This is a genomic window from Synechococcus sp. PCC 7336, assembly GCF_000332275.1.
Taxonomy (GTDB): Bacteria; Cyanobacteriota; Cyanobacteriia; order Thermostichales; family PCC-7336; genus PCC-7336.
In genome coordinates this window covers 2,687,955-2,705,127 of record NZ_CM001776.1, presented here as the reverse complement: position 1 = coordinate 2,705,127, position 17,173 = coordinate 2,687,955, and the positions used below count along the sequence as shown (strand labels likewise).

The window sequence follows — 17,173 nt, the reverse complement described above, 5'->3', positions numbered from 1 at the left end:
ATGACCGATCGCTCTACGATTGAAGCCCCTTCAGTAGCGAAGGGGCTTGAAGTGCGATCGAAAATTGCGAATAAACTCAAAGGCTGCTACAGCAGCACTCGAATTGATTGGATGCTAGAAGGTGATATCGTCGTCCGATCTGCCCCAGATACCCCAGATAAAGGTAGCTCCAATGGCAAGGTAAACCCACACGGTCGGAGAGATAGTTTGATCCATTGCTAAGCAACTCGGGTTTTCTTAATGTATGTGTCAATTATTATGACACATTGTTAAGATGTCAAGCCCAATCTCTAGATTGGCTTGATTTGCGAGCAGAAGTTTAGTGCGGAAAAGGGTTCTCCGTACCCACGAGCGCTTCGGCACAGCTGAGCGGAGGGGGGCGATCCAGCGATTATTTGCAGAAGAAGCCAATCACAGTTGAGATAACCGATTCCAGCGGCTCTAATTTCTTAGGTGACGACGGAGAGGACGATTCCGATCGAGAGGATACCGCGTTTGGGGTTGACGGCTGTCGAGGGGGTTCTGGCGATGGGGGTAGCGGTGTGGCGGGGCGGCTCGTCTGAGGGGCAGAGTTGTTCGACTGAGGGGGGGGCGCTGAGGGGGGGTATCTCGACGGCTGGGGTTGTTGACTCGATTGGACTCGCTCGTGCTTGAGTTTAGAGACTGCAGAGCGCAATTCGGCGATCGCCTTGTTGGTCGCGAGGGAATTTCCACGTTTGCTCGACTGCTTGACTAGCCGTTTCTCTAGCTTGCCGATTTTCTCTTGCAGAGCGGCGATCGCTCTAGCATTTTGCGACGTTGTGTCGGGCAAAGCTGACAAGCTAGCCTCCAACGCTGCGATTTGGGCTTGCAAGGGGGCGAGATCGACGGCTCCAGATGGGTCGAGAGCGGCGATCGCTGCCTCTAAATGGGCGATCTGTTCGCCCCAACTGGCTTCATTCATCTGTTGCGAAAGCTGTTCGACATCTGCACGCAGGCTCTCGATTTCAGCACTCGGCTCGTCGAGCGCGAGCGCAGCAGGAAGCTTTGCCAATTGAATCGACAGGTGAGCCACTTGCTCCTGGAGATTGGCGATCGCCTCGGTATTGCTCTGTACTGCTGCCGGTAGCCGAGTCCCGAGCTGGCCCAGCCTCGTTTTCAATTCTTCAATGGCAGTGACTGAGAGCTCTTTGGCAGAGGCGGTGCTGGCCCTCTCCTGTTTCAGTCGATTGAGGGCCTCGTGTACGCAGACGAGGTCGGCGGTTTTGGGGGCAATCGCCGCCTGCTCCACAAGCTGGCGATCGATCTCCGAGAGGCGATCGCTCAATTGGCCTATCGAGGTTTCCGTATGCTGCTGCAGTTGGGCCAAACCTTCTTTCAAATCATCGAGCGCGCCAGAATCGGCAAGCCCCCCTCGCTCTGCAGACATAGTTTCAGCCACTTGCGAAATCTGCGCGTGCAATTTAGCGATCGACTCGGTGTTGTAACGAATGGCTTCGGGGAGTTGTTTTTGTAGCTTCGCGAGCGCGACTTGCACGCTGGCGAGAGCCCGTCGGTCCGCTTGAAATTTCTCGTTCTCTGCTGCCAGCTTTTCTAACGAGCGATTGGCCACTTCTACCTGTATGGCTAGGGCTTGTTGGGCTGCCTGTACTCGTGCGAGAAGATCCCGATCTCCATTTAGGGTATGCTGCGAAACTGCCGTATCCATAGATCTTCACCGCTTTCAAAAGCACCACTGTATCTTTTGTCTTGCCAAGTCGCTCATTATACTCATACTCGATTTTAAACGAACGGGCTCGATGCCCGTTCGTATCCACATCATACGTCGCACGTTTTTGCAAGATACAGTCCGCAATAAAGCGACAAAGATCTAAAGATTCAAGCGGTATATTCGCGGTCGGCCGCTTCTCTGAAGGGATAAACCCAAGCAAAGAAGCTTAGTTGAGTGCTGCCGCGATTGCATCGGGATAGGGAATGCCTCTGAGTTTGCAGGTGTTTTCGACCAGACTGCGAGCAAAGCGATCGCATCTCTGGCGCAACTTTTCATCAGTTATTTCTCCATGCTCGTCAAACGCTTGCCAAGCTTGGCCGATCGCAATTTGTTCGGGAATGGTCCAGCCGTGGACCCAGCGCACAATCGTGCGCAATTGATTGAGGGCATTGCTGTTGGAGCCTCCTCCCAAGACGCTAATGTTGCCGAATACTTTGCCTTCTAGTTGATCGAAACTCATCAGATCGAGGGCATTTTTGAGCACGCCACTGGGGCCGCCGTGGTATTCGGGGGTGGCTAAAATGGCTCCGTCGGCGGCCAAAAATGCTTGCTTCAGTTTGGCAACGTCAGGATAGCCTTCTTCATCGCCTGCCTGACAAAACGGTAAGTCCATCTGCCGCAAATCTAGGATCTCGACTTCTGCTCCGTAGCTGCGCGCGAGCTCGGCGACGTAATGGAGTGCCCTGTAGGTGTAGGACTGAGGGCGCAAACTCCCCCCAATTCCCACAATTTTAACGGGACGCTGGCGATTGGAGGCGAGTGTCCCGGTTGGCACTGCAGTTTTGGCGATCGTAGACATAAGCATCTCCCTAAGGGACAAGTATTCGATAAACGTCAAAATCCCAAGCGGTCAAATAGTCGAGCCGAGACGGTTGAAAGGACTTTATTTAAATCGTACTCATAACGAGTTTGATTTGCAAGGCAATTAGCGCGACTTCAGTTGTTTTACGGGTTGGGCGGCGGCTGGGGATGGGAACCCTACGCTGACGGCGTGATTCGCGATCGCTGCGGAGCGTTTCGACAGGGTGCTTGCGAGGTCAAGGATGTTTGCCAAAGTTTGGTCTGCAACGCTGTTGGGCTTGAAAGCTCTGCAAGTGGCGATCGAGGTGGATGTGGCGGGCGGATTGCCCCAGACGGTGGTGGTAGGACTACCAGATACCGCCGTTCAGGAGTCGAAGGAGCGGGTGCGGGCGGCGATCAAAAACTCTGGATTTGCCGTACCTCAGCGCAAGATCGTGATTAATCTCGCCCCAGCGGACGTGCGCAAGGAGGGGCCGAGTTTCGATTTGCCGATCGCGATCGGCATTCTGGCGGCATCCGAGCAAATCGATCCCGCTTTATTAGCCGGAACTTTGTTTTTAGGAGAACTGTCGCTGGATGGCAGCCTGCGCCCCGTGACGGGAGTCTTGCCCATTGCCGCAGCAGCGAAGGCGATGCAGATACAGCGAGTGGCGGTGCCTGCCGCCAATGGTGCCGAAGCTGCGATGGTCAAAGGTCTGGATGTTTACGCCCTGAACTCGTTGCAGGAAGTAGGGGATTGGCTGCAATCGCCAGAACAGTTTGAAAAGGTGCAGGTACAGCCCCAGGAATTAATGGCACGGGCAAGTCAGTTCGTGCCCGATTTGGCAGATGTCAAAGGTCAGGCGCTGGCTCGCAGGGCACTGGAAGTGGCGGCGGCGGGCGGTCACAATCTCTTGTTTGTGGGCAGCCCCGGTTCGGGAAAGACCATGTTAGCCAAGCGACTACCCGGCATTCTGCCGCCACTGGATTGGGCTGAAATCTTAGAAGTGACGCAGGTCTATTCGGTGGCAGGACTCTTGCGGCAGGGGTTACAGCAGCAAAACGGATCGAAGAGTGCGCTGGTGTGCGATCGCCCCTTCCGCGCGCCCCATCATTCCGCCTCAGGGGTGTCACTCGTGGGGGGCGGCTCCTATCCCCGACCGGGAGAGATTTCCCTCGCCCATCACGGAGTCTTGTTCTTGGACGAGCTGACAGAATTTCGGCGCGAGGTATTAGAAGTGTTGCGCCAGCCCCTCGAAGATGGCCAGATTGCGATTTCGCGTGCCAAACATCGGGTGGAATATCCCGCTAAAACCACGTTGGTCACCTCTACCAATCCCTGCAGTTGTGGCTACTACGGCGATCCTGTCGTGGCTTGTACCTGTTCGCCGAACCAGCGCGAGCGCTATTGGTCCAAGCTTTCCGGTCCGCTGCTCGATCGCATCGATCTGCACGTCCGCGTCAATCGCCTCAAGCCGGAGGAAATGTTATCGATGCAGTTGGGAGAGTCGTCCAGCTCCGTCCGCGATCGCGTCTTGACCGCCCGCCAGCGGCAACAGGAGCGCTTTCGAGCCGATCCGAGCCTGAGCTGCAATGCCCACATGCAGAGCCGTCACCTGCGCCAGTGGTGTCAATTGGACGAGGCCAGCCGCCGATTGCTGGAAGGGGCGATCCGCAAGCTCAATCTGTCGGCACGAGGCAGCGATCGCCTGCTCAAAGTCTCCCGCACGATCGCCGATTTGGCGGCAGCCGAGGCAATCGAACCGGCTCACATTGCCGAAGCGATCCAATATCGGGGTCTGGACCGGGGGAACTGAGTTCCGAACAATTGCTCGCTACAATCAGTCTCAGCGATTCCTCCCCTCCAGTGCCCCTTATGAGTCTTCCGACAGAGTTTGTGACGGTTGCGACATTCAACGAGCGCACGACTGCTGCACTGGCTCGCCAGTATTTGCAACTGGAAGGGGTTGAGGCTCAAATTATCGATGACGCTACGGTGTCGGCGGCTTGGCATCTGACGGTGGCAGCAGGTTGGATTAAGTTGCAGGTGCGATCGCGAGATAAGCGCAGGGCAATCGCCCTACTCGAGGCAAAATACAACGCCGAGCGTCAAGCGGATGTAGGGGGTGGAGATGATGAAGAGGACGATCTTTACATCTCGCCAGAAGATCGCAGTGTCGATCGCGCTTATCGAGCTGCGATAGTGGGACTCATTGTTCTGCCCATGCAGTTCTATGCGCTATTGCTGTCCATTCGCAACCTGTTTGATGCTCGACGAATGAGTCCGAATCGTTATTTTAAGGCGATCGCGGCTGGGGTCATCAGTTCAGTATTCTGTGCAATTTTAGTGGCGATCGTGCTGGAGTATCTCGGCATCTAGTTCCGGGACTCGTTGGATGCTAGTCCCGATGCAAACAGCCTCACACATCGCATGCATCCAACCAAATATCGAGATCGTCCCCACTCTGAAAATCCAATAGCACTTCACCCAGCTCTTCCAATTGAGGTAGTGCCAGTCCTTCTATGCGAACTTGGCGCTGCGTAGGAATCTCCCCGAATCGCCGCGCGAGCTGGCGCAAAATCAGTGCTCGTTCTCCCTGTTCCAGACCTCGTTCGAGTCCTTGTTCCAGACCTCGTTCGAGTCCTTGTTCCAGACCTCGTTCGAGTCCTTGTTCCAGACCTCGTTCGAGTCCTTGTTCCAGACCTTGTTCGCGTCCTTGTTCGCGTCCTTGTTCGCGTCCTTCTTCGCGCCCCTGTTCCAGACCTTCCTGACGCGCCATGCGCTCAATCGTGCTGAGATAAGGCATACGATTCTCCTGCTCCCATCGATCTAACTCTGTCCGAAATTCTAGCTCCAATTCCTCGGGCAACTGCATCACCCAATCGATGAAGCGATACAGATTGACGATCGCCTGACGCTCGTAACCTCGCTCGTACAGCCGCCGCGTCAAACGCCATTTCCACCCCTTGCGCTCCGTTGGCTGACCCCGCGTCGCCTGGGTCTTCAGATGCGCCATCACGACCGTAGCGAAGGGATTCTGGCTGGCTTCCAGCTCTTCCCAGCGTTGCTCGTAGTCTAACAGCTTCACCGTGGGAAACCGAAAGCTCAACTCACAGTCCCACAGACCGGTCTCAAATTGATTGGGCCGCCAACTGGCTCGCTCGTCACTCAAGATGGCCAGACTAACAATGGGGACTTGGAATTTGTCCCGCAGGCGATAGTAGTAGGTAAACATGCGTGCTTCAAAAATGCTCTCGGGCTGACCTTGCACTTCTGCGTGAATGATGACACAGACTTCGCTGCCATCTTTGCGCCATACTTTGGCGAGCTTATCGGCCCAGCGCTTTCCCACTTCTGCGTCGCGGGCGATTTGCTGGAGTTCGGTATTCAGAAATTCGTAACCTCGGCTCCAGTCAATCTCGGCGTAGATCTTGGGAAAGAAGAAGGCCAAGCACTCCTTAAAATAGACCTCCATAATATCTTTCCAAGGGTTATCAAAATCTTGGCGGGTTGAGCTCATCAAAAATCCCCATTAGGCGAACAGTCGCCAAACAATCGTTCCGATCGCAATGAGTCCGCTGAAGTAAGCTAGCGATCGCACCACCGGAATGCCAGCAATGTAGGTCAAGCTGTGGAGAATGCGCGAGATGACTAAAACAATCGAGGCTATCCCGGTAATCTCGTCTGTTTGTCCTGTTACCTGGACCAGTAAGATCGCAACGGCGATCGTCGCCAAATTATCGTGATGGTTGCGCTGTGCCCGATCGGCCCGTTCCACCCATGCCGCCACCTCTGGCTTCCGATCGCGATTGCCCAAGCCCCAATTCACCCCTGCCGCTGCCACTCTGGCGATCGCGGGAATATGATTGAGCGGAATCGACCACAGCGCTAAAATCAGCAAACAAGTTGTATCAATTGTCATAACGGTTCCATTGCGAAGATCTGCTTGATGTTTGACTGTACCTGCAGCCGCTGCCATTAAGCATCGCCCAGCAGGCATCCCACCCACTGCTTTTACCCCCCGGAATGTGCGGCATCTGCTAAAAAGAGACTTGAGGCCGAACGCATTTTCGCGTAGAACCGCACCGCTCTGCACGAGAAACCAGATACAGTAACTCTGAGCCCCGCGCTCCATCCCTTTGGAATCAAAATAATGCTGCCGCTATTTCGTCCACGCTTACAACCGTACTGTTCAGGGGTCGTAGGGCTCGCGGTATTGGCGATCGCCGGACTGAGCTGGAATAGCCCCATCTGGGCTCAAGAGAACGCGGCACCAGCGCCAGCAGATCGAGCTCTGACAGTGATTTCTGACGTTCAGACCGCCAACGCCGACACCGGAGTTATTGTCGCTACCGGCAACGTCATCATTCGCTATCCCTCCAGAGAGGTGGAGGGGATCTCCGAAATTGCGACTTATTACACCAAAGAACAGCGGATTGTGATGGAGGGCAATGTCGATATTACGCAGGGACCCAACCGCCTGCAGGCAGAAACGGTAACCTATTTAGTGGAGCTGAACACGATAGAAGCGCTCCCCGCTGCCGGACAGCAGGTGGAATCAATTTACGTGTTTCCTTCAGATGAGGGAGATGCGACAACAGCAGGCGAAGTGCCCGAGGGGGACAATTCTGAGGTTGACGTCGAAGGGGCAATATCGGATGCAGCAGCCGATGGAATCCCGCCACTGTCGGCCCCATCGATCGATCCTCCAGACAACTCGACTCTCCCAGACAGCTCGACTCTCCTAGACAGCTCGACTCCCTAACCCCTCTCGAACGGCATGAAACTTCAGCTAGACAACATTAGTAAGCGGTACGGTCGTCGCGAGGTGGTGAAAAATGTCTCGCTAGAGGTCGAACCCGGAGAGATTGTCGGACTCCTCGGCCCCAACGGTGCCGGGAAAACCACTACGTTCTATATTGCAACTGGCTTGGAGCGCCCCTCTCTCGGGCGGGTCTGGTTGGGCGATCGCGAAATCACCGAACTCCCGATTCACCGCCGTGCCAAGCTGGGGATTGGCTATCTCGCTCAGGAGCCGAGCATTTTTCGGCGGTTGAGCATTCGCGACAACCTCCTGTTAGTGATGGAACAAACAGGAGTGCCCCGACGGGAATGGCCGGAGCGCCTATCGAAGTCACTAGAAGAATTTCGCATTACCCACGTGATCGATAGCTTGGGCATGCAAGTCTCGGGGGGGGAACGGCGCAGGGCAGAGATTGCCCGCGCGCTCGTGGCCGGTAAGGTGGGGCCAAAATTTCTGCTCCTAGACGAACCGTTTGCGGGGGTAGACCCGATCGCCGTCAGCGATATCCAAGAGGCAGTCTCTCAACTGAAGCAGCGGGGGATTGGGGTGTTGATCACCGATCACAACGTGCGCGAAACTTTGGCTATTACCGATCGCGCCTACATCATGAATGACGGCGGGATCATTGCCAAGGGCACGTCGAAGCAGTTATCGGTGGATGCTCTCGTGCGCAAGTATTACTTAGGGGAGAACTTCAGACTGTGACTGCGACGGATTCTGCCCCTCCCCGAGTAGCGATCGCCCCCAGATTGCGATTTGCCATGCTGGAGGGCTATTTTCTCTCGGAAATGGTGTTACCCTTTCTGTTTGGCGTTGTGGCCTTCACCTCTATCGGTACGGCCATTGGCTCGCTGTTCGAGTTGGTGCGACTGGTTGCGGAGAAGGGGTTGCCCCTGTCAGTGGCGATGCAGCTCTATGTTCTGCAGTCTCCGCGCATCATTGTGTTGACGTTCCCCATGTCAACCCTGCTAGCCACGTTGCTGGCCTACGGTCGCCTCTCGGGCGACAGCGAAGTCACGGCCTTGCGCAGTTGCGGAGTCAGTACCTATCGCCTAATCGTGCCCGCCCTGATGCTCAGTTTGACCGCGACCGGCGGCACGTTTCTCTTTAATGAAGCGATCGTGCCGCAAGCTAACCTGCGGGCAGAGACACTATTGCAAACAGCACTTGAAAATCGCGACACTCTGGGTACCCGCAACGAAGATATTCTCTATCAAGAATTTGGCGAAGTGGCGATCGAACGACCGGACGGCTCCCTCGGGACCGAATCGGCCTTACAGCGGCTATTTTATGCCCGTCGGTTTGATGGGGAGACGATGTTTGGCATTACAGTGTTGGATTTTTCGCAGCAAGATTTCAATCAGGTGATTGTGGCCGACGAGGGGGTTTGGCAAGAGAGGGAGCATGCTTGGCTGTTTTCCGACGGCACCACCTATATCGTGGATGCCCTGGGCAACTATTCAAACATTCTCAAGTTTGAGAGCCAACAGGTGTTTTTGCCCCGTACTCCCCTCGACTTAGGCTTTTCTCGCAGCCCCGAGCAGATGAATATTCGCCAGCTAAAGGACCATATCCAAGCCCAAGCACAGGCGGGAAATTTTCGTAAGGTGCGGCGTTTGCAAGTGGATCTGCAACTCAAGTATGCAATTCCATTCATTTGCCTGACATTTGCGCTGGTGGGGGCCCCCTTAGGCATGCGATCGCAACGGAGTAGTTCGGCACTGGGGCTGGGGCTGAGCATTTTAATCATTTTTGGCTTCTATACCCTGACTTTTGTCTCCCAAGCTCTCGGTCAAACGGGGGCTTTAACGCCCGTGATGGCTGCCTGGTTGCCTAACATCGCGGTGAGCGCCATTGGTCTCAGCCTGATTTATCGTGCTGCCCGCGTGTAGATTCGCCCCATCCCCCTATTCCCCCACCCCTATGCCTAGCTCTACCGTGCAGTCTGTTGCCGACGTGCGAGATCTGTTCGATCGCATTGCTCCCCAATACGATCGCCTCAACGATTGGCTCAGTTTGGGGCTTCACCGCGTTTGGAAAGGCATGGCGGTGGGATGGGCACAGCCGCCACAGGGGGGCACGGTGTTGGATCTGTGCTGTGGCTCGGGGGATCTGGCCCTACAGCTCGCTCGGGCGGTGGGGCCGAGCGGTCGCATCGTTGGCGTTGATGTATCGGAGCAGTTGTTGGCGATCGCGCGACGGCGATCGCAGAGGGCAGGCGATCGAGCGCAGCGGGGTCAGTTGGATTGGATCTGTGCCGATGCCCTACACTTGCCCTTTGCAGAAAACTCTTTCGATGCCGCGACTGTGGGCTACGGCCTGCGCAACCTGACGGATATTCCTCAGGCACTGCGAGAACTGCGGCGAGTGCTCGTGCCGGGGGCCCGGGCAGCGATTCTCGATTTTCAACGGCTGGACTTCACCTCATCTCACTGGATGGCAGAGTTTCAGCAGCTTTATTTAGATGCAGTTGTGGTGCCTGCGGCTGCCAGCTTGGGACTGCAGCAAGAGTATGAATACATTCAGCAAAGCCTCGCGAACTTTCCCACGGCTGCCGAGCAGGGTCAGTTGGCGATCGCGGCGGGTTTCGAGATGCCCCAGTTTTACGATCTGGCCGGAGGACTGATGGGGATCTTGGTGTTAGCCAAGCCTGCTGTTTAAACCCGCAAATCTCGAGCGGAATACCGGGGTATACTGGGGTCGATTGCATTCGCCCCAACAACTGTCACCGTGCAACTGTCTTGTAAATGCGAATATGCCCTGTTGGCGCTGTTTGAATTAGCACAGCACTACGATACAGGCGAGCCGTTGCAGATCAAGCAAATTGCCACCAAGCAAGATATTCCCGAGCGCTACTTAGAGCAGTTACTGGCGATTCTGCGCCGTCAGGGGATTGTGCGCAGTCAGCGAGGAGCCAAAGGGGGTTACTTGTTAGGTCGGGAACCCTGGAACATCTGCCTGCAGGAGGCGATCGAGGCGATCGAAGGGGCGGAGGCCGCCAAGCAGCGTGCAACAACATCAGATTCCGGGACTGCCGAAGGGAAAATCCTGCGAGAAACGTGGCAGGAAGCGCGATTGGCTGCCGATGCCATTTTGAAAAAATATACGCTTCAGGATCTGTGCGATTTGCGGGCACAGCAGCAGCGGGCGAACGTGATGTACTACATTTAGGACAACCATCTGAGTCCGTCCGCGAGAGGATCGCTAACTGTGTCTACTGCTTCGCAACTGCGTCGCCGATCGCAGCTTTTAGGAACGCAAGCCTTTACCAGGGGTACGGTTAAGCGATTGGGATTGGTCGTGCAGCTATGGGTGGATCCTCAAGCGTTGAAGGTGGTGGGGTTTGCAATTCGCAGTTCCGCTGAAAAGTCTGCGATCGCCTCCGTATCGTTCTCGCAGGTGACATTGATGGGCACCGGAGCGGTCTTAGTAGAGCCCAGTGCTTTGAGCGATCCCCTCGAAACAGCAAAGCTTGCAAAACTGGTGGGGCAGTCCCTAGAAACAACTGATGGCGTTGCTCTCGGAAAAATCAAAGGCTTCGAATTTGATGCGGATTCGGGCGAGATTTCTCGGTTGAGCCTATCGGCAACTGGCTTGCCGCTACTGCCCTCCGCGTTAGAAACCACGTTTGCGATTAATCGAGCAGATCTGGCGATCGGCGAGACGCTAGAAGCCATTGAGGGAGCTCAACAGCGGGTATCTCTAGTCAAGCGAGGCTGGCTCGAACGGTTAGGAATCGGCAAGTTTGCTTGGGCTGACGAGTTGACGGAAGCGGGGATATCCATTGTTCCACAGCCCACCTCCAACCCTGAAACATCAGAATCCAAACCGCCAATACCAGAGCCCGAACCCCAGGATGACGCGGCTGGAGCCAATGTCAGTCTTGCCAAAACTGATGGTGCCGAAACGATATCTGATGGAGCCCGAGACGCGACAGCAGTACCGGCAGCACCTGAATCCAATACAGAGTTAGTAACCGACACAGAGATCGAATCCGATCTAGAGCCCGAGTTCGGTGTAGAGCCCCAGCCAGATATCGAAGCTGATACTGTCCCGCTCGGCAGCAAGCCTGCAACTGGATCGCCAAAGACTGCTCCCCACCCTAAAAAAACCCTTTCTCATCCGCCCCTGCCCCCCGACCGCTCCATCTCGCTACCCAGCAGTAGTAACTTTCCCCCCAAGGCCGGAGGGTTTCCACGGAATCTAGGTTGAGGACGCTAGCGATCGCGCGCTTGCAACGCAAGCTCCACCCGATCTGGAGGGGTGACAAGGCGATCGATCTGGAAGGGGACTGATTGCCCGAAGGTACCGCGTTCGAGTCGATGGACCTCTACGTGGAGGTGGGGAGCTGTACTGTAGCCAGAATTGCCTGAATAGCCAATTCGCTCGCCTGCTGCAACGCGATCGCCGACTTCGATCCCGACAGCCCGCCGGAACCCCTGCTGTAAATGACCGTAAGCCGAGCGATAGCCTCCCTCGTGCTCGATCCAGATATAGTTGACTCGATGCATGCCTGCCGCGCCGCTACCGCTGTCGGGAAAGCGATCTTCTAGGCCCACCACGCGACCTGCCCGCATGGCATAGACGGGCGTCCCCAGCTTTACTGCAAAGTCTAGGGAAAATTCTGCCCGTCCGCGATGGGTGGCAAAACCACTTGGCCCCTGAGAGACATATCCCGCGCCAGCTAATGGATGACTGAATCCCCGCAGGGGCTGTGCCACAGATGGACGATTGTGCAATGGCACGGGATCGCGGCCGTCGGGATCGGCCCAAACCTCAATGTCCGAGGCCGCAATAAAGCCGCAGCGACCGTCAATCTCGACGCGATACCAGCCCTCGAGCCGATCCAAAATTGCCATCACGTGCCCCGGTCTCAGGTGAGTGATGACTCTAGACAAGCGAGTACTGGGTCGTTCGCGTAACTGGGGACGAATGCGCCCTTGTCCGATCGGAACCCAGCCCAAAGATGGAGCGATCGTCTCTCGACCGTAGGCTGCAGGTGTGAAATGCTGTTGCTCTTGTCGCTGGCAGGCTGCTGTATCGATGGCTTGAGCGTTCGCTACTTGAGGGATTGCCGACAGTGCGGTCCCCAAAGCCAATAGGCTGGCGGCAATGGCATTGCGAATCCGCTGTTCCCACAACACCTGCCGCAGTTGGGCGCGAGTAATGTAACCTGCCTCAACCAGCACTTCCCCCAGAGGTCGTCTGCTGACTCGCTGTCGTGCCAGTGCAGCTTGTAATTCTGCAGGGCCGATCGCCTGCTTTAACAGCAAGAGCTCTCCGATGCGCAATCTGTCGGTCTGAAAAGCTTGCCGAAGATTTAGCTTGGATGAAGTGCTTTGAAGCTGCTGCATGGGGACAACTCTGAATGGAGGCAAGACACAAGCAGCAAATATTACTTGCCGATTGAAATTGTGCTTTGTCTTACTATTCCCAGGCGTTTAAATAACTTTTCATTCGCTTTATCAGTATTCTGAAATACTCGTATATTCAGGGTTGCATAAAAGGCTGTCAGCCTGTATGGGTATCGCGATCGCCATACGTGGAATTTCGGGATGCCTGAGATTTCACCGATCGGTTGTCGGGGGGCGATCGCCAGCAGAATGAGCATCGAGTGCTTTGCTCTGTCTGAGGGCGAGGAACCAATTGGCCAGCAATTGACGGCAGGGGGTTTCCAGAATGCCGCCGATCGCCTCTGGCTGGTGGAAGGAGGCAGCGCTGGCCGGTAAGTTGAGAACGCTGCGAATGGCTCCAGCTTTGGGATCGTCGGCTCCGTAGACCACGCGATCGAGTCTGGCTTGGGCGATCGCACTGGCGCACATGGGGCAGGGTTCTAGGGTGACGTAGAGGGTGCAGCCCTGTAGTTGCCATCGATTCAATGCCCGACCGGCCGAGCGCAGCGCTACAATTTCGGCATGGGCCGTCGGATCGCGATCGCGTTCTCGACGGTTGCCTGCCACAGCGATCGGGCGATTGTCGAACACCACCACTGCTCCCACCGGAATTTCGCCAGCCGCTCCTGCTGCCTGGGCTGCGGCGATCGCCTGCTGCATCCAATGGTGGCGATCGCGTCTGTTATGCATCGCTTATCCTCGCATTCCCATCCATTCTCTATGCTCGATCCCGCCCGCCTGAGATCGCAACTGACCGCAAACTACTGCGGACATCACTTAGTTCAATATGCGGTACTCGATTCCACCAATCGACTGCTTTCGGACTGGGCTCAATCGAGTCTATCTGGAGGACATCCCTTACCAGAAGGGACAGCGGCGATCGCTATGCAGCAACGGGCCGGCCGCGGCCAGCGGGGTCACATTTGGGAATCGGCAGTGGGAGGGCTCTATCTATCGGTGTTGCTGTATCCGTCGGTCGCGTTGCCTCGCCTGTTGGAACTGACGCTGGCCATTGCTTGGGGGGTGGCACTGCAAGTACGTCGAGATTTGGGGGTGGCAGTGGCTCTGAAGTGGCCCAACGATTTAGTCGTTGATGGGCGCAAGTTGGGGGGGGTGCTGCTGCAAGGGCGATCGCGGGCGGGGCGGGTAACGGCGGCGATCGCCGGATTGGGACTGAATGGCAATAATCCTGTGCCCGCCAAGGGGATTTCTCTGGCGCAGGTATTGGGGAAGACCGTGGATCTGCATGACGTAGCGGCGATCGCCCTTGTGGGGATTGAAACTGGGTATGAGGCATGGCAGGCAAAGGGGCTGGCGGGGTTGGAACCTACATATGAATCTCTCATGTTGCATCGGCAGGCAGTCGTGCCCCAAGTGGGCGATCGCGCTACAGTGACGGGCATTGGCCCCAGAGGGGAATTGCAGGTGGCGACTGCTACAGGAGTGCAAACGTTTCAACCTGGGGAAATTGAGTTGGGGTATGAAGTAGCGTTAGGCGCAGGCTCCGAGTAATCCCTTTCGTATTGCTCGACGCAGGAGTTAAATCGCTCTCTAGGAGGATTGCCACCCGAGTTTATTTCACTGTGCGAGCCAAGCTCCCAGCTCTTGCTGGGTAAGTTGAAAGGATTGTGGCGCAATCGCTAAAGCGGCGATCGCCAGACTCGGTGTTGTTGAATAGGTGATTTGTATGCAGGCACCCATTCCCGATCCAAATCCCCTCGATCTCGGCATCCAATACTACGAATCTGGTCAGTGGCTGTCAGCAGAAGACTGCTTGAAGCAGCTCCTAGATATCCGGCCCACCCAAGCTGAAGCCTGGTACATTCTCGGTCTCGTCGGAGTACAGAAAGAACAGTATCTAATCGCTGAAGAGCGGCTGCGTTTAGCGATCGCACTACAACCTAGCATTGCGAAATATCACTGCGCGCTTGGGAATCTCTTGCAAACACAGACGCAACTTAAGGAAGCCTCGGAAAGCTATCGAGCAGCGATCGCAATCGATCCAGAATATACGGAAGCCCATTTCAATTTAGAACTCACCCTCGCTCAGCTATCCTCCTACCAAACTAGCGAGAGCGGGCAATCGGAAGGAAACCAGATTCCATTCGTCGATACTGCCACTGAGTCGCTAGATCGACTGCTCGGCAGCGCCAATCGATACCGGAAAGCAGGTCAGCTTGATGAAGCTGAAGCCCAATATCGGCGTTTAGTCGAACTCTATCCTGGCTGTGCTGATGGGTGGTACTCATGGGGACTTCTCGCGCTCGATCGCCATCGAGATGATATCGCCTTAGAGCGAATTAGCCATGCTTTAGAGCTCGATCCAGACAATACCTCCTACCAGAAAGCATCGATCTCTATCGCCTTGAATTATCATCAGTCTGGCAATATTCAGGCAGCTCAAAAGCTGTATTGGCAAGTTTTAAATGCAAATCCTAAAAATCCTGATGCGCTTCATTTGTTGGGAGTTATAGCAGATAGCCAGAAGGACCATCGTAAGGCCATTCAATTAATCGGGGCAGCCGTAGGGATCGATCCTGCTCTCGATCTCTATAAAATCAATTTGAGCGTTGCGTTACTTCACGATGGTCAACCGGAGCGATCGATTGAAGTTCTGTCAACCATTAAGCAGCCAACAAGCCTGAGTCACCGAACTCTAGCTGAAGCCTATACCCAAACCAGCCAGTGGTTTCAAGTAGAAAGCAGTTTTATAGCAGCCATCAACCTCACTCCAGAGGATGCCGATCTTTATGAATCTCTAGGCAAGCTTCAGGTATTTCTCAAGAAATACGATCTCGCGACCGAACACCTGCAGAAGGCACTCTCTTTAGGTGTTTGCACTTCCACGCTGTTCGATCGCCTTTGCCGAGCCCGCTTGGAGCAAGGGGAGCTTGAAGCGGCTCTCGATATAGCCCAACGAGGTCTTGCCCACTTCCCAGGCGATCGCAATCTCAGATGGTTCTCTGAACTGGCTTGTTCGACATTTTTCGAAACGGAGGCGGAGAGCGAAATCTATCGAAAGCGCCATTTGGATGGATTGGAGAAGCTTGACAGTATCCAAAGTTCACTTACTGCAGAAGACATAAATGTTGATAACTATCTGTTTAGTAATTTTCAGTTTTATTTATCCTATCAAGGAAAAGATGACATCATTCCTATTGCCACGAAGAATAGCTTTACTCACGCATTGGTTCAGAAGTACTTCTCCGCACTCAATTCCAACCGCAGATCTGCTATCGATCGGAAAAAGATTCGGATTGGATATATTTCTTGGCACATGAGGCGTCATAGTGTTGGTAAGCTATTTTTGGGTTGGCTAGAACAGGCAGATCGCTCTCGATTTGAAATTTATAGCTACTGCTTTAGCCCAGTAATTGATGACTATACCGAGCGATATAAGCAGGCTAGCGATCGCTTTGTCTGTCAGTCTAACGAGCTGGACTTTAAACAAATTGCTAAATTGATTGCTGCAGATGCATTAGATATATTGGTGTACTTAGATCTGGGCATGGAACCCTTAGGATTATTGGTGGCATCGCTCAAATTGGCCCCAATCCAATGCGTGGCATGGGGACATCCCTTAACGACGGGGTTGCCGACAATCGATTACTTTTTGTCAGGGGACTTGATGGAGCCTCAAGACGGTGAGGCACACTATACTGAAACACTGATCCGTTTGCCTGGGATTGGCACTTATTACGATCTACCTGAAATCCCCGATCTGACTGCATCTAGATCGAGCTTGGGGATTGCAGAAGGAAAAATTTTCTATTTGTCTTGCCAATCATTACATAAATACTTGCCTCAATATGACTACCTCTTTGCTGAGATTGCATTGAGAGTTCCTCATGCTAGATTTCTCTTCTTAGCAACGTTTAGCAAGCATTACACGGGGAAATTTGCTCGGAGAATGGCCCGAGCATTTGAGGAGAGGGGATTAAACTTCTCGGATTATTGCGAGATTGCCCCCCAACGGGAATGGGCCGAGTATTGTGCGATGAATAAGACCGCAGATGTCTTTTTAGATACATTCGCTTGGTCGGGGGGAGTCACAACACTGGAGGCGATCGCCTGTGGATTGCCGATTGTGACCTGTCCGGGAAGGCAGATGCGGGGGCGACATGCCTATGGGATTTTGCAAACGTTGGGGGTGACTGCCACTGTTGCCAGCACTCCAGAAGAGTACGTTGAGATTGCCTGCAAGCTGGGGAGCGAACGACAGTTTCGCGACAGTGTTGTTGAGGAAATGCAGGCAAAATATATGAATTTATACCGCAATTGAGAAAGTGTTGATGCATTGGAAATGTTTTACAAACAGCTCGTATCTGTATAGGAATAACGATTAACTTGCGTCGCTCGATCGTGCGTCTTTAGCATCCGATGGCTTTTCAATGCGAGAGTCAAACTCCGAGCTCTTGCTGGGTAAGTTGAGGGGACTGAAACGC

At 54.6% G+C, this 17,173-nt stretch carries 16 protein-coding genes; 10 read left to right on the top strand and 6 right to left on the bottom strand.

Features of this window, described 5'->3' with window-relative positions; all coding sequences use genetic code 11:
• Positions 1 to 391: 391 nt before the first annotated feature.
• Both SYN7336_RS12815 and SYN7336_RS25765 read right to left on the bottom strand, forming a co-directional pair.
• Positions 392 to 1,687: a hypothetical protein gene (locus SYN7336_RS12815; RefSeq protein WP_017326350.1), complete on the bottom strand. Its 1,296-nt coding sequence runs from the start codon at positions 1,685 to 1,687 to the stop codon at positions 392 to 394.
• 229 nt (positions 1,688 to 1,916) lie between these two features.
• Positions 1,917 to 2,549, bottom strand: a complete 633-nt coding sequence (locus SYN7336_RS25765; RefSeq protein WP_017326349.1) for an NADPH-dependent FMN reductase — start codon at positions 2,547 to 2,549, stop codon at positions 1,917 to 1,919.
• A gap of 244 nt (positions 2,550 to 2,793) precedes the next feature.
• Here SYN7336_RS25765 and SYN7336_RS12805 point away from each other — a divergent pair, with 244 nt between their 5' ends.
• Positions 2,794 to 4,347 carry a YifB family Mg chelatase-like AAA ATPase gene (locus tag SYN7336_RS12805; protein ID WP_017326348.1) on the top strand — a complete coding sequence of 518 codons (1,554 nt, stop codon included), beginning with the start codon at positions 2,794 to 2,796 and terminating at the stop codon, positions 4,345 to 4,347.
• 59 nt (positions 4,348 to 4,406) lie between these two features.
• On the top strand, positions 4,407 to 4,910 hold the full coding sequence (locus tag SYN7336_RS12800; RefSeq protein ID WP_017326347.1) for a hypothetical protein: 504 nt from the start codon (positions 4,407 to 4,409) through the stop codon (positions 4,908 to 4,910).
• Positions 4,911 to 4,950: 40 nt separating this feature from the next.
• On the opposite strand, the gene SYN7336_RS12795 is transcribed toward SYN7336_RS12800, so the two are convergent.
• Together SYN7336_RS12795 and SYN7336_RS12790 are read right to left on the bottom strand one after the other, a co-directional pair.
• Positions 4,951 to 6,051, bottom strand: a complete 1,101-nt coding sequence (locus tag SYN7336_RS12795) for a DUF4351 domain-containing protein (protein ID WP_017326346.1) — start codon at positions 6,049 to 6,051, stop codon at positions 4,951 to 4,953.
• Between the two features lie 12 nt (positions 6,052 to 6,063).
• Positions 6,064 to 6,453, bottom strand: a complete 390-nt coding sequence (locus SYN7336_RS12790) for an MAPEG family protein (RefSeq protein WP_026100954.1) — start codon at positions 6,451 to 6,453, stop codon at positions 6,064 to 6,066.
• 231 nt (positions 6,454 to 6,684) lie between these two features.
• Between SYN7336_RS12790 and SYN7336_RS28020 the strand changes: the two genes are divergently transcribed.
• The 6 genes from SYN7336_RS28020 (at position 6,685) to SYN7336_RS12760 (ending at position 11,547) form a co-directional block, all read left to right on the top strand.
• Entirely contained in the window at positions 6,685 to 7,296 is a 612-nt protein-coding gene (locus SYN7336_RS28020; RefSeq protein WP_017326344.1) for an LptA/OstA family protein, read from the top strand.
• 15 nt (positions 7,297 to 7,311) lie between these two features.
• Positions 7,312 to 8,040 carry an LPS export ABC transporter ATP-binding protein gene (gene lptB / locus SYN7336_RS12780; RefSeq protein WP_017326343.1) on the top strand — a complete coding sequence of 243 codons (729 nt, stop codon included), beginning with the start codon at positions 7,312 to 7,314 and terminating at the stop codon, positions 8,038 to 8,040.
• The gene (locus tag SYN7336_RS12775; protein WP_017326342.1) at positions 8,037 to 9,227 is read left to right on the top strand and encodes an LptF/LptG family permease; all 1,191 of its coding nucleotides are present in this window, start codon (positions 8,037 to 8,039) and stop codon (positions 9,225 to 9,227) included. Before lptB ends, SYN7336_RS12775 begins: the two co-directional genes overlap by 4 nt.
• 31 nt (positions 9,228 to 9,258) lie before the next feature.
• A complete protein-coding gene (gene ubiE / locus SYN7336_RS12770) occupies positions 9,259 to 9,996 on the top strand; it encodes a bifunctional demethylmenaquinone methyltransferase/2-methoxy-6-polyprenyl-1,4-benzoquinol methylase UbiE (protein WP_017326341.1) in 738 nt (245 codons plus the stop codon).
• A 69-nt stretch (positions 9,997 to 10,065) separates the two neighbouring features.
• Complete coding sequence (locus SYN7336_RS12765; protein ID WP_017326340.1) at positions 10,066 to 10,506, top strand: Rrf2 family transcriptional regulator; 441 nt, start codon at positions 10,066 to 10,068, stop codon at positions 10,504 to 10,506.
• Between the two features lie 39 nt (positions 10,507 to 10,545).
• Positions 10,546 to 11,547 (top strand): hypothetical protein, encoded by a 1,002-nt coding sequence (locus SYN7336_RS12760; protein ID WP_017326339.1) that lies wholly within the window; start codon positions 10,546 to 10,548, stop codon positions 11,545 to 11,547.
• A gap of 5 nt (positions 11,548 to 11,552) precedes the next feature.
• On the opposite strand, the gene SYN7336_RS32305 is transcribed toward SYN7336_RS12760, so the two are convergent.
• Positions 11,553 to 12,689, bottom strand: coding sequence for a M23 family metallopeptidase (locus SYN7336_RS32305; protein WP_017326338.1), 1,137 nt, complete (start codon positions 12,687 to 12,689; stop codon positions 11,553 to 11,555).
• A 213-nt stretch (positions 12,690 to 12,902) separates the two neighbouring features.
• Positions 12,903 to 13,418 carry a nucleoside deaminase gene (locus tag SYN7336_RS25750; RefSeq protein ID WP_038025945.1) on the bottom strand — a complete coding sequence of 172 codons (516 nt, stop codon included), beginning with the start codon at positions 13,416 to 13,418 and terminating at the stop codon, positions 12,903 to 12,905.
• Positions 13,419 to 13,448: 30 nt separating this feature from the next.
• On the opposite strand from SYN7336_RS25750, the gene SYN7336_RS12745 reads away from it, so the two are divergent.
• Positions 13,449 to 14,240 carry a biotin--[acetyl-CoA-carboxylase] ligase gene (locus SYN7336_RS12745; protein ID WP_017326336.1) on the top strand — a complete coding sequence of 264 codons (792 nt, stop codon included), beginning with the start codon at positions 13,449 to 13,451 and terminating at the stop codon, positions 14,238 to 14,240.
• Positions 14,241 to 14,415: 175 nt separating this feature from the next.
• Positions 14,416 to 17,010: a tetratricopeptide repeat protein gene (locus SYN7336_RS12740; RefSeq protein WP_017326335.1), complete on the top strand. Its 2,595-nt coding sequence runs from the start codon at positions 14,416 to 14,418 to the stop codon at positions 17,008 to 17,010.
• Positions 17,011 to 17,173: the final 163 nt, after the last annotated feature.

Bases quoted from the DNA above. Each gene is read 5' to 3' on its own strand.
- SYN7336_RS12815 (WP_017326350.1), bottom strand. From the start codon at position 1,687: ATGGATACGGCAGTTTCGCAGCATACCCTAAATGGAGATCGGGATCTT.
- SYN7336_RS25765 (WP_017326349.1), bottom strand. From the start codon at position 2,549: ATGTCTACGATCGCCAAAACTGCAGTGCCAACCGGGACACTCGCCTCC.
- SYN7336_RS12805 (WP_017326348.1), top strand. From the start codon at position 2,794: ATGTTTGCCAAAGTTTGGTCTGCAACGCTGTTGGGCTTGAAAGCTCTG.
- SYN7336_RS12800 (WP_017326347.1), top strand. From the start codon at position 4,407: ATGAGTCTTCCGACAGAGTTTGTGACGGTTGCGACATTCAACGAGCGC.
- SYN7336_RS12795 (WP_017326346.1), bottom strand. From the start codon at position 6,051: ATGAGCTCAACCCGCCAAGATTTTGATAACCCTTGGAAAGATATTATG.
- SYN7336_RS12790 (WP_026100954.1), bottom strand. From the start codon at position 6,453: ATGACAATTGATACAACTTGTTTGCTGATTTTAGCGCTGTGGTCGATT.
- SYN7336_RS28020 (WP_017326344.1), top strand. From the start codon at position 6,685: ATGCTGCCGCTATTTCGTCCACGCTTACAACCGTACTGTTCAGGGGTC.
- lptB (WP_017326343.1), top strand. From the start codon at position 7,312: ATGAAACTTCAGCTAGACAACATTAGTAAGCGGTACGGTCGTCGCGAG.
- ubiE (WP_017326341.1), top strand. From the start codon at position 9,259: ATGCCTAGCTCTACCGTGCAGTCTGTTGCCGACGTGCGAGATCTGTTC.
- SYN7336_RS32305 (WP_017326338.1), bottom strand. From the start codon at position 12,689: ATGCAGCAGCTTCAAAGCACTTCATCCAAGCTAAATCTTCGGCAAGCT.
- SYN7336_RS25750 (WP_038025945.1), bottom strand. From the start codon at position 13,418: ATGCATAACAGACGCGATCGCCACCATTGGATGCAGCAGGCGATCGCC.
- SYN7336_RS12745 (WP_017326336.1), top strand. From the start codon at position 13,449: ATGCTCGATCCCGCCCGCCTGAGATCGCAACTGACCGCAAACTACTGC.
- SYN7336_RS12740 (WP_017326335.1), top strand. From the start codon at position 14,416: ATGCAGGCACCCATTCCCGATCCAAATCCCCTCGATCTCGGCATCCAA.